Annotated in this window: 6 protein-coding genes and 2 pseudogenes; 2 read left to right on the top strand and 6 right to left on the bottom strand. The window is 59.3% G+C overall.

Annotated features, from left to right (window positions below; all coding sequences use genetic code 11):
- Positions 1 to 282: 282 nt before the first annotated feature.
- Positions 283 to 522: pseudogene (locus Dpoa569_RS06000) on the top strand (transporter substrate-binding domain-containing protein); the annotation flags it as partial.
- 319 nt (positions 523 to 841) lie between these two features.
- Entirely contained in the window at positions 842 to 1387 is a 546-nt protein-coding gene (locus tag Dpoa569_RS05995) for an NADPH-dependent FMN reductase (RefSeq protein ID WP_042871682.1), read from the top strand.
- Positions 1388 to 1432: 45 nt separating this feature from the next.
- Here Dpoa569_RS05995 and cobA read toward each other — a convergent pair whose 3' ends face one another.
- The 6 genes and pseudogenes from cobA to Dpoa569_RS05965 form a co-directional block, all read right to left on the bottom strand.
- Positions 1433 to 2263 (bottom strand): uroporphyrinogen-III C-methyltransferase, encoded by an 831-nt coding sequence (gene cobA / locus Dpoa569_RS05990; protein ID WP_042871684.1) that lies wholly within the window; start codon positions 2261 to 2263, stop codon positions 1433 to 1435.
- Positions 2264 to 2290: 27 nt separating this feature from the next.
- The gene (locus Dpoa569_RS05985) at positions 2291 to 4939 is read right to left on the bottom strand and encodes a nitrate reductase (RefSeq protein ID WP_042871685.1); all 2649 of its coding nucleotides are present in this window, start codon (positions 4937 to 4939) and stop codon (positions 2291 to 2293) included.
- Positions 4936 to 9099 (bottom strand): nitrite reductase large subunit NirB, encoded by a 4164-nt coding sequence (gene nirB / locus Dpoa569_RS05980; protein ID WP_146411153.1) that lies wholly within the window; start codon positions 9097 to 9099, stop codon positions 4936 to 4938. The genes Dpoa569_RS05985 and nirB overlap by 4 nt, the downstream gene beginning before the upstream one ends.
- Before the next feature lie 12 nt (positions 9100 to 9111).
- Complete coding sequence (locus Dpoa569_RS05975) at positions 9112 to 9906, bottom strand: ABC transporter ATP-binding protein (RefSeq protein WP_042871687.1); 795 nt, start codon at positions 9904 to 9906, stop codon at positions 9112 to 9114.
- A 10-nt stretch (positions 9907 to 9916) separates the two neighbouring features.
- Positions 9917 to 10846 (bottom strand): nitrate ABC transporter permease, encoded by a 930-nt coding sequence (ntrB, locus tag Dpoa569_RS05970; RefSeq protein ID WP_042871689.1) that lies wholly within the window; start codon positions 10844 to 10846, stop codon positions 9917 to 9919.
- Between the two features lie 12 nt (positions 10847 to 10858).
- A pseudogene (locus tag Dpoa569_RS05965) lies at positions 10859 to 12138 on the bottom strand (ABC transporter substrate-binding protein).
- Positions 12139 to 12314 lie beyond the last annotated feature (176 nt).

Raw genomic sequence — 12314 nt, 5'->3', positions numbered from 1 at the left:
ACTCAGATATATGAAATCATCATTTTTAACAACCCCCATTAATAAATATTAATTTTTATTAATTCACTGATAGAATTTCTTTAAAATGAAATATCTACATAATCTCACCTAATAGCAGATAACTGAAGGGAACTCGGTAAGAATTGTTATGCTCGGTTCAATCACCAACCAGACTAAGCGCACCAGACATAACAGCAATCCCTTATGAAGAACTCCGAATCATGTGTAAAAAGATCCAGCAAACCCGCGCCTGCTGACAGCTTCTGGCTATGCTGCCGCACATTGGCAGTAGCAGGCCAGTCCGGTTTCCTGGATAAGCCGGAAGGCAAAGGTTTCGCCTTTATCGGCGGTCCGGTGGAAGACACCTCAATTCTGGGCAGCGGCATCGGCTTTGGCCTGCGCAAAGGCGATGAAGCATTGAAAGCCGAACTGGACAAGGCTATCAAACACGTGAAAGACGACGGCACCGTCGAGAAACTGGCGAAGCAATATTTCCCCGGTTTCGATGTACGGGTGCAATAACGGCCGCATTCCACTGCTGCGCATACTGAACGACGCTAAAGCAACAAGGCCCACATCAAACGATGTGGGCCTTGTTGCAGGCAATCTCATGAAAAGAGGGCGACTATAGTTGAACTAATGTATTTCCACTAACGTTTGATACCGAATCTGCTGTAAATCAAAAGTACGCAGCGATAACCCAGTGATAATCCTTCAGTCAGGCTAATGGCATTTTCCCCCCCACGCTCTATGCTATGACGAGTCAGGGAAAAACGCAGACGCAGTGGGCGCCGACGTTATCCTGGTGATTTTCTTTCTCATACCAATAAGGACAAACACCATGAATCACATCAAACTGTTAGGTATCTCAGGCAGCCTGCGTAAAGCCTCTGCCAACCGGGGATTGTTGCGTGCCGCGCAGTCGGTACTGCCCGCTTATGCCACGCTGGAAATTGCCGACCTGCTGGATGTACCGTTTTATAACGCTGATTTGACTGAGGTACCGGAATCTGTGCAACGCATCGCCCGTCAGGCCAATGAGGCGGATGGCTTTGTGTTCGCCTGCACCGAATATAACTATTCAATAGCACCGGCGCTGAAAAATATTCTGGACTGGTTATCCCGCCTGCCGGATGCCACCATTCTGAGCGGTAAACCGGCGGCGCTGATGGGGGCCGCTGGCGGCATGGGCAGCTCGCGGGCGCAGTACCATTTGCGCCAGGTTTGCATCTATCTGAATCTTCATCCGCTGAACAAGCCGGAAGTCTTCGCCAACGCCTTTGCCGGCGGTTTTGACGATCAGGGCAACCTGAAAGATGACAAAATTACCGTTCTGATTGCCGATCAAATGAGTGCGCTTGTCGATGAGATTGGCCTCAGAAGATAACGCCGCCTTTCATCAGGCTGCCGCCTGCCATCGGGCGGCAGTCGATCACGCCGCTACCGTCCCCACCTTCCTCATCGCCTCGGCGGCAACCGTCAACGCTGGATAGCGACAGAAACGCACCACCTCCCCCACCACCAGCAGGCTGGGCGACTGCGGCTGATAACGCGCCATTAGCGTGGGCAAGGTAGCCAGCGTGGCCGTCAGCAAACGCTGTTCCGGCTGGGTGCCGCGTTCAATAATCGCTAACGGCGTACTTGCCGGCAGGCCATGAGCAATCAATTTCTGGCACAGGCGGCTGGCATGACTCAGCCCCATATAGAACACCAGCGTTTGCTGGCCTGCGCCAAGCGTTTCCCAGTCCAGTTGCGGCTCACCGTCATGGGCATGACCGGTAATAAACCGCACCGACTGAGCACAATCCCGGTGCGTCAGCGGCAACCCTACCGCCGCCGCACAGCCGGTCGCGGCGGTAATCCCCGGTACCACATGGCAACGCACACCCTGTTGATGCAGGTAATCCATTTCCTCACCGCCACGCCCGAAAATAAACGGATCACCGCCTTTTAAGCGCACGACGCGCTGCCCGGCTTGCGCCAGTTCCATCAACAGTTGATTGATTTGCGGTTGCGGCAGTGCGTGGTTGTCCTGCTGCTTGCCGACATCGATGCGCAAAGTCTCCGGCTGCACCAACGCCATAATATCGGCGGAAACCAGCCGGTCATGCACCACCACATCCGCCTGCTGAATCACTCGCAGCGCCTTGATAGTCAGTAATTCGGCATCGCCCGGACCGGCACCCACCAGCCAGACATCGCCTGCCAGCAACGGCTGGCGTTGATGGCCCTGCGCCATCAGCGTATTCAGAGTAGGGTTCATGTTGTTACTCCTTAATCCGGACGCGGCTCAGCCCGCCCGGCGTAATGTGTCTGGCGTCGCATACTGTTGCAGCAACGCCTTCAGTTCCGGTACGCAGGAACCACAGTTAGTCCCGCATTGTAGCTGTTCACCCAGTTGCGCCACGCTGTGGCAACCCTGACGGATAGCGTCGATAATGCGTTGCTCGCCGACCGCAAAGCAGCTACAAATGGTTGCGCCTTGCGGCACGTCGCCCTGCGGCGCACAACCGGCCAGCAGCGCCAGTCGATCCGATATCTGCTGCGGTGGCGAGGCAAACGCCGCCAGCACCGCCTCACGCGCCAGTTGCGGACGATGCACACCCACATAGAGCGCCACAGCGATCTGGGAATCTCGCCAGCCAATCGCATGAAACAGCCGGTCGCCCCCCTGAGCCTGCTGAAATTCAACGCCGCGCAGATCATATTGCCGGATCAGCCAGTCGAGCCAGTGTTCTGGCGTGCGCTCGTCGGCAATCACGTAATGCGATACGCCGTCAGCCGTAATCCGACTCCAGTAGCCGCTGTCTGGTGCTGCCACGTCACCGCGCACAAACAGCTCGCCGAACCAGACGGCGGGCCAGCGCTGGATACGCACCCGCGCCTGTTTACTTTCCGGCTGGCCGGAGTAAGGGTCGGTCACCGCTGCCACCAGACTATCGACACGCGCCTGTGCGCTGAATTGCCGGTTCCAGTGCATGGGAACAAAAATACTGCCACGCTGCTGGCCGCGCTGGACTTGCGCCCGCACCAGCATCCAGCCTGATTCCGCACTGATGCGAACCAGTTCGCCATCGTGCACACCGGCATGTAGTGCATCCTGCGGATGCAGGTCGCAATAGGGTTCCGACAGATGCTGCATCAGGCGCGCCGCCTTGCCGGTGCGGGTCATAGTATGCCACTGGTCACGCACCCGCCCGGTGTTGAGCACCAGTGGATACGCCGGGGACGGTGGGTTGACCGGCAATTGCGGGATGATTGCCAGTAACCGCGCCTTACCGTCCGGATGCCAGCAACGGCCATCGGTATATAACCGTGCGGTACCGCCATCGGCCTGCGTGGTCACCGGCCACTGCACTGGGACAAGTTGTTGCCATTGCTCATCACTGAGCGTCGCCAGCGCGCTGATGTTGAAGGCACGCTGCCCCTGATTCTCAAATCCGGATAACGCGGCATGTTCACGAAAAATTTGCGCCGGGTGGCAGTAATCAAACACCTCGCCAAACCCCATACGCGTGGCGACCTGCGACAACATCCACCAGTCGGCCTTCGCCTCGCCCGGTGCTGGCAAAAACGCACGTTGACGGGAAATACGCCGTTCGGAATTAGTCACCGTGCCGTCCTTTTCTCCCCACGCCAATGCCGGCAGCAGGATATCGGCGCATTCGGTGGTATCGGTATGTCGCATCACATCAGAGACAATCACCAGTGGGCAGCGTAACAACGCCTGCCGCACCCGGTCTGCTTCCGGCATTGATACCACCGGGTTGGTGCCCATAATCCACACCGCTTTAACCTGCCCGGCTTCAATCGCACGGAACAGATCCACCGCCATCAGCCCTGGAGCCGAGGCCACCCGATCACTGCCCCAGAAGCGACCGACCCGTGCCACCTCCTGTGGGCTGAACCCCATGTGCGCCGCCAGTTGGTTCGCCAGCCCGCCCACTTCACGGCCCCCCATCGCATTCGGCTGACCGGTAATCGAAAACGGTCCGCACCCTGCCCGGCCAATACGACCGCTGAACAGATGTACATTGATAATCGCGTTGCATTTGTCGCTGCCGGAAGCAGACTGGTTGATGCCTTGCGAATAGAGCGTGACTACCTTATCGCTCTCGCTGAACCACCGATAGAAACAGGCGACGTCCTCTGGCTCCAACTGGCAGAACGCCGCCACCTGATCCACCGTCCAGTCATCGGCGGCTGCCAACGCCGCTTCCACACCGCAAAGCCCATCGGGCGACGGTGCGTTCTGCTGCGTCAGCCAGCGCAGCAGTCCGTTGAACAACCCGGCATCGCTACCCGGTGCCAGCGGCAGGTGTAAGTCCGCCGCATCGCAGGTGGCGGTATGGCGCGGGTCCACCACCACAACTCTCATATGTGGACGCTGTTGTTTCGCCTGCATCAACCGTTGATACACCACCGGGTGCGCCCAGGCAGTATTGGAGCCGACCAACACCACCAGATCCGCCTGTTCGATGTCCTCGTAGTTACCCGGCACCGCATCGGCCCCCAGCGCCCGCTTGTAGCCAATGACTGCCGAGGCCATGCACAGCCGGGAATTGGTGTCCATGTTGGCGCTGCCGATAAAGCCTTTCATCAGCTTGTTGGCGACGTAATAATCTTCGGTCAGCAGTTGCCCTGAACCGTAAAACGCCACCGCCTGTGGACCGTGCTGCGCAATGGTATCGCCGAGCGACTGCGCAACCCGGTCCAGCGCCTGCTCCCAACTGACGCGCTGCCCGTCAACCAGCGGCCACAACAGCCGCCCTTGTAGACTCAGTGTGTCGCCGAGCGCCGCGCCTTTGACGCACAACCGCCCCCGATTGGCCGGGTGCTGGCGATCACCGTCAATGGTCACCCTCCCGTCCGGCTGCACAGTGGCAATCACCCCGCAGCCTACGCCACAATAAGGACAGGTGGTGCGACAGCCGTTCATAACGCCTCCGCCACAGTGGCCGACACCACCGTCATCGGCTCAGTAGCCACCCAGATTCGATCCTGAACGATGCGCACCGGCCAAACGCGTACGCGCAGTTGACTGTCATCCGGACTGACGCCATCACGCAAGCGCAGGCGTTTTTTGTATAACGGCGAAATCACCACCGGCTCGCCCGCCACGTCGCCGACAATACCGCGCGACAGCACATTAGCGCCGCTGCCCGGCTCCAGATTATCGAGCGCGAACACGCGTGCCGCCTGCCCCGGTTGCGACGCCGGGAGATGGAACAACGCCACCTGCCGATGCCCGATTCGCGCCGCCATCCCCGCATTCGCCGGGATATCGCTGAGGAAACCGACGCACTGCCAGTCTTCTGTATCAGTCGCATCGGATACCGTCGTCGGTTTTTTCTCATCAGGACGCGCTGGTCGAGGCTGACCGCGTTCCGGCACCATCACCACCGCTTCATCCGGGGTGTCGCTGTTGAGGAAGGCGCGGAACAGCGCCCGGTTTTCGTCATGCGCCAGCGTGGTTTGCCATTCACACTGGTAACTGTCGATAACGTGGCGCATCTCATTTTCCAGCTCGGCGGCCAGTCCCAGACTGTCGTCGATCACCACCTGACGCAGGTAGTCAACCCCGCCGTCCAGATTATCCAGCCACACACTGGTGCGCTGGAGCCGGTCTGCGGTACGGATGTAAAACATCAGCAGGCGGTCGATAAACCGGAACAGGGTATCGGTGTCCAGATCGCTGGCGAACAGGTCGGCATGACGCGGTTTCATACCGCCGTTGCCGCACACATACAGGTTCCACCCCTTGTCGGTGGCGATCACACCGATGTCTTTACCCTGCGCTTCGGCGCACTCACGAGTACAACCGGACACCGCCATCTTGAGCTTGTGCGGCGAGCGCAACCCTTTGTAACGGTGCTCCAGTGCAATCGCCAGCCCGGTGGAATCCTGCACGCCATAGCGGCACCAGGTGGAACCGACGCAAGATTTCACGGTACGCAGCGACTTGCCGTAGGCATGGCCGGTTTCAAAGCCGGCATCGATCAATTCCTGCCAGATAGCAGGCAGTTGTTCCAGCCGCGCACCGAACAAATCAACCCGCTGACCACCGGTAATTTTGGTGTACAGGTGGTAGCGTTCCGCGACCTGACCGATGGCGATCAAGCCTTTAGGGGTAATCTCCCCACCGGGGATACGCGGCACCACCGAGTAGGTACCGTCTTTTTGGATGTTGGCCAGAAAGCGGTCATTGGTATCCTGCAACGGCACGTGTTCCGGTTTCAGTACATAGTCGTTCCAGCAGGACGCCAGCATCGACCCCACCAATGGCTTACAAATTTCACACCCTAAGCCATGACCATGACGGGCGATCAACTCACCGAAACTGCGGATGCGGTTAACGCGGATCAGGTGGTACAGCTCCTGACGCGACCAAGCGAAATGCTCACAGATGTCTTTTTTTACCTCGATGCCCGACTGCTGCAACCGGTATTCCATCACCTGCTTGAGTAACGGCACACAACCGCCACACCCCGTCCCGGCCCTGGTGCAGGCTTTGAGCGACGCCAGATCGGTGCAGCCGTTGTCTACCGCCGCGAAAATGTCCGCTTTACTGACGTTGTGGCAGGAACAGATCTGCGCGCTATCCGGCAATGCCGCCACACCCAGCCCTTTCGGTGCAGCACCGTCCAGCGCAGGCAGAATCAGGCTTTCCGGGTGCGCGGGTAAGGTCATGTCGTTGAGTTTCATTTGCAACAGCGTGCTGTAATCACTGCTGTCGCCAACCAGTACCGCTCCCAGCAGCCGCTTGCCGTCCGCCGAGACAATGATTTTTTTGTAAACCTGATTCGGTTCATCGTTCCACTGATAACTCTGGCTGCCTTCGGTGTTGCCGTGCGCATCACCGATTGAAGCCACATCCACCCCTAGCAGCTTGAGCTTGGTGCTCATGTCAGCACCGGTAAAAGCCTGTTGCTGCTGTTCCTGCTGCACCGACTGGGCCAGCCGTGCAGCGACGGTGCGCGCCATTTGGTAGCCCGGCGCCACCAGTCCGAAAATCTGCCCTTGCCATACCGCACACTCGCCGATGGCGAAGATAGCGTCATCCGAGGTCTGGCAATGATCGTCAATCACGATGCCGCCACGCGTGCCTATCTCCAGCCCGGCCTCACTCGCCAGCCGAACGCGTGGGCGAATACCGGCGGAAAACAGCACCAGATCGGTTTCCAGCGACGTGCCATCGGCAAAATTCATGCGGTGACGCGCCTGCTCGCCTGCCGTAATGGCGAGCGTTTCTTTGTTGGTGTGCACATGCAGGCCCAACGCTTCAATTTTGCGCCGGAGCAACTGGGCACCGCCATCATCCAGTTGCACCGCCATCAGCCGGGGCGCGAACTCCACCACATGGGTTTCCAGCCCCAGTTGGCGCAGTGCGTTAGCCGCTTCCAGCCCCAGCAGGCCGCCGCCGACCACCACGCCGCTGCGCGATTCGCGTGCTTCGGCGGCAATCTCATCCAGATTATCCAACGTGCGATAAACCAGACAGCCGGGGCGATCATTGCCTTTGATTGGCGGTACAAACGCATAGGAGCCGGTTGCCAGCACCAGCCGATCATAAGGCGTTTCCTGACCATTCGCGTCGCGCACACAGCGGCGCTGGCGATCAATCGCCGTCACCTGATAGCCGGTACGCCGCTCAATACCGGTCTGCTCAAAAAAGCCTTCACTGACCATCGACAGCGATTCGGCGCTGCGCCCGGCGAAATACTCAGACAAATGCACCCGGTCATAGGCCGGGTAGCGTTCTTCGCCGAACACCACCACGTGATACTGCTGGTGCAGGCCGCGCTCCACCAGTTGCTCCAGAAAGTGGTGACCGACCATGCCGTGTCCCACTACCACCAATACGGGTTTACTCATGACAGGAATCCTTACGGCTTCAGGCCGACTGTCTATTTCAGGAAAAGAAAGACCAAATAGAAGCGATGACGGTGCCGATGGCAGCCTGGTCTCCATGGCCGCCAACAGTTGCGGACTGTCGTTGACATGACCGAACAGCAGCGCACCGCACAACCGATCATCACGGAATATCAAACGGCGATAATGACCACTGAGCGGATCTGACAGCGAGTGGAGTCGATCCCCCTGTTGCGGGTGCAGTTCCCCTGCACTCACCACATCAATCCCGGTCACTTTCAGGCGCGTGGCGAGTGCTGTCGGCGCGTAATCCGCCACCGGCTGCCCCGCCAGCCTGGCGGCCAGCACATCAGCCTGCGCCAGACAAGGGGCCACCAACCCGACTATTTCCCCGTTCACTTCAGCACATTCGCCAAACGCGCTGATATGCTCATCCTCGGTACGCAACTGCCCATCCACCAGAATGCCGCGCCGGCACGGCAGGCCGCTGTCGCGAGCCAGCTCACATACCGGCGCTACACCGGTCGCCACCACCACCAGACCGGCAGGAAGGCGTGTACCGTCCGCCAGCGCCACCGCCTCGACCCGTCCGCTCCCCTCCAGCGACTGGATTTGCACACCGGTCAGGCAACGGATGCCACGCTCTCGCAACCGGGTAGCCAGTAAATCGCTGGCGACATCGTCAAGCTGGCGCTCCATCAGCCGGGTGTGGCGATGCACTAACGTCACCTCGGCACCGTGCAAGCGCAATGCGGCGGCGGCCTCAATCCCCAATACCCCGCCACCTATCACCACCATAGGCGTCGTTTGCCGTACCGCCGCCCACATCCGCTCGACATCATCCAGCGTGCGAAACCCGGTTACCCCCGGCAGACTGATGCCCGGCAATGGCGGCATAAACGGGCGGGAACCCGTCGCCAGCACCAGGTGGTCATAGGCCAGACGGCGGCGGTTGGTGACCACCTGCCGCGCGGCCCGGTCGATACGCAGGGCTGACTCACCGGTCAGGACGGTGAAGTCCATCGACTCAGGCACCGGCTCCAGTTGCGTTTCCTCAAACGTTTTCTCGCCCCCCAGCACCGATGAGAGCAGCACGCGGTTATAGCCGGCACGTGGTTCGCGGTCGATAAGGGTGATGCGGTAGCGTTGCGGTGCCAGTTGTCCCAATTTTTTTACCAGCCGGGCGCTGGACAGGCCGTTACCGATAATGACCAGATGCGCGATCATCGCTCTCTCCCGTCAGGCCGCGTGCGGCTGCTTCTCATACAGGAAATGCAGCACCTGCTGGCGGTAGTGGTGGTAACGCGGGTCATCCGCCAGCGCCACACGAGCGCGCGGACGTTCCAGCGCCACCGCCATGATTTCCCCCACCGTGGCAGCCGGGCCGTTGGTCATCATCAGCACCCGGTCGGAAAGCAGCACCGCTTCATCCACGTCATGGGTGATCAGCACGATAGTGGTGTTCAGACGCTGCTGAATTTCCATCACCGCATCCTGCAAATGGGCACGGGTTAACGCGTCCAGCGCGCCGAACGGCTCATCCATCAGCAACACCTTGGGTTTCATCGCCAGCGCGCGAGCAATGCCCACCCGCTGTTTCATGCCGCCGGAAATCTCGTTGGGGCGTTTGTTCAGCGCATGACTCATGTGCACCAGTTCCAGATTATGGACAATCCACTCATGCATTTCGGCCTTGCTCATCTGGCCGCGGAACACCTGTTTCACCGCCAGTGCGACGTTGTCGTACGTGGTCAACCACGGCAGCAGCGAATGGTTCTGGAATACCACCGCCCGCTCCGGCCCCGGTCCGTCGATTTCACGGTTGTCACACAGCAAGCCGCCGCGGGTTGGCAGCGTCAGCCCGGCAATCAGATTGAGCAGCGTTGATTTGCCGCAGCCGGAGTGCCCAATCAGGCTCAGGGTTTCCCCGGTATGAATATCGAAACTCACGTTATTGAGCGCCACAAACGAACCGCTGGCGGTGGAAAACTGCTGGCTAACCTGCTGAATACGGATAATTGGTTGATTGCGCATCGATTTCTCCTTACCGGGTTTCATAGCTGAAACGTCTGGCCAGCAACATCAGCCCTTGCTCAAGTAACAACCCGACCACGCCAATCACCAAAATAGCGATGATGATGTTGGGTACATTGAGGTTGTTCCACTCGTTCCAGATCCAAAAGCCGATGCCGATACCGCCGGTCAGCATTTCCGCCGCCACTATCACCAGCCAGGCGATGCCGATAGACAGCCGAACCCCAGTCAGCACGCTCGGCAGCACCGCAGGCAGCAGGATTTTGCGCATGATGGTGAATTCGGACAGCTTCAGCACCCGCGCCACATTGAGGTAATCCTGCGGAATCTGGCGCACCCCTTCGGCGGTGTTGAGGATCATCGGCCAGATGGAGCAGATGAAAATGGTCCAGCTGGATGCCGGCTCGGCGCGCTGAAACAGCAGCAGGCCGATGGGCAGCCACGCCAGTGGGCTGACCGGACGCAACAGCGAAATAAGCGGATTGAACATCGCCGCGATAAACCGGAAACGACCAATCAGGAAACCGGCGGGAATACCCACCAGCGCCGCCAGTCCGAAACCGATGCCGACACGCTTGAGCGATGCCAGCACGTTCCAGCCAATACCCTGATCGTTAGGGCCGGCCACGTAAAACGGGTCGGCAAAAATGGTCTGCGCCGCCTGCCAGGTCTGCCACGGCGTCGGGAAACCTTTGCTGCTCAACGCCGCTATCTGCCAGATTGCCAGCAGCAAAACCATGCCGATACCACCCGGCAGCACCCGCGACAGCCAGTAACTCAGACGCTGCCGCCAGACGGGTCGCGGCATCGCCACCATCGGTTCATCAGGCGGCGGCACGGCTGCCGTTTCAGGCAGCGTGATAACAACAGCATCGGCAGCGCTCGCGTTTTCCGGCTCAGCATCCGGCACGATAGAAAGAATCTGGGCTTGCGTTTTCATGGTCGCTCTCCGTTACTTTTTCACGCTGACGCTGAAGCTGTTGGCATAACCGGCAGGATCGCTGCCGTCCCACCGCTTACCGTCAATCAATACGCTGCTGCGCATCTCACCGGACGGCAGCGGCACGTTGCCGACCGCACTGGCCGCCTGTTTGTAGATATCGATGCGGTTGACCTGACGGGCCACCGCCTGATAATCCGGCTGCTGCGTCAGCAGACCCCAGCGTTTGTGTTGGGTGAGGAACCACATGCCGTCCGACAGATACGGAAAGTTCACTTCGCCGTCATGGTAGAAGCGCATGGCGTGCGCATCCTGCCAGCGTTTACCGGCGCCGTTGTCGTATTGCCCCAACATACGACCGATAATCGTCTCCTCCTGGGTGTTGACGTAGGCGCGACCGGCGATCACGCGGGCGGTTTCGCGCCGGTTATCGTCTGAGCTGTCTATCCAGCGCGAAGCTTCCAGTACCGCTGCGGTTAAGGCACGAGCGGTGTTGGGATTGGCGTTCACCCAGGCGGCGCTGGCGCCGAGCACTTTCTCCGGATGATCCGGCCAGATCGCCTGCGACGTCACGGCGGTAAACCCAAGGCCATCGGTAATCGCACGTTGGTTCCAGGGTTCGCCGACGCAGAAACCGCTCATGTTGCCGATCTTCATGTTCACCACCATCTGCGGTGGGGGGACTACCACGGTGCGCACGTCATCAAACGGGTTGATGCCAGCGGCCCCTAACCAGTAATAAAGCCACATGGCATGAGTACCGGTGGGAAACGTCTGGGCGAAGGTATACGTTCCCGCCGGACTGGCTGATATGAACTTTTTCAGACTGGCTGCATCGTTCACGCCCGCGTCACGCAACGTATTGGACAGGGTGATCGCCTGGCCGTTATTGTTGATGGTCATCAACGCCGCCATATCGTGCTGCGGCCCTGACGCACCGGCCTGCAAGCCGTACAACAACCCATAGAGTACGTGGGCGGCATCCAGTTCGCCGGACACCAGCTTGTCACGTACCGCGGCCCAGCTCGCTTCCTTACTCGGCACAATGGTGATGCCGTATTTCTTGTCAAACCCTTTGACCGACGCCATCACCACCGACGCGCAGTCAGCGGAATAAAGCCGACACGCACCTCTTTCTTCTCCGGAACGTCCGAACCCGCCGCCCAGGCTCGGCTCATCATTCCCGGCAGCAACATGGCGCCACCCAGCGCGGCACTGCCCACCAGAAACTGGCGACGAGAAAACCCCTGCGTTTGGTTACTGGTTTTGTTATCGGTTGTGGAATCACTCATCAACGACACCTCGGCAACCCGCCATTCCGGCGGCAAAAACAAAAAGGCGTCCATAAGCCATGCGAGAATCGCACGCTTATGGACGCCTTTGCCCAGCGCTTTTCCATACCGCCATTAGCACGGAAAAGTCGCAGTAAATTGTTACCGGAGATGAAGCAAGGGATGTGCCAACCTGC

The organism is Dickeya poaceiphila, assembly GCF_007858975.2.
GTDB classification, from domain to species: Bacteria; Pseudomonadota; Gammaproteobacteria; order Enterobacterales; family Enterobacteriaceae; genus Dickeya; species Dickeya poaceiphila.
Note: the sequence above shows the minus strand (reverse complement) of the source record. Positions and strands in the feature narration are given on the sequence as shown.

What these genes read in the sequence shown, in the direction of transcription:
- Dpoa569_RS05975 (WP_042871687.1), bottom strand. Translation starts at nt 9,906, where the DNA reads ATGCGCAATCAACCAATTATCCGTATTCAGCAGGTTAGCCAGCAGTTT.
- cobA (WP_042871684.1), bottom strand. Translation starts at nt 2,263, where the DNA reads ATGAACCCTACTCTGAATACGCTGATGGCGCAGGGCCATCAACGCCAG.
- ntrB (WP_042871689.1), bottom strand. Translation starts at nt 10,846, where the DNA reads ATGAAAACGCAAGCCCAGATTCTTTCTATCGTGCCGGATGCTGAGCCG.
- Dpoa569_RS05995 (WP_042871682.1), top strand. Translation starts at nt 842, where the DNA reads ATGAATCACATCAAACTGTTAGGTATCTCAGGCAGCCTGCGTAAAGCC.
- Dpoa569_RS05985 (WP_042871685.1), bottom strand. Translation starts at nt 4,939, where the DNA reads ATGAACGGCTGTCGCACCACCTGTCCTTATTGTGGCGTAGGCTGCGGG.
- nirB (WP_146411153.1), bottom strand. Translation starts at nt 9,099, where the DNA reads ATGATCGCGCATCTGGTCATTATCGGTAACGGCCTGTCCAGCGCCCGG.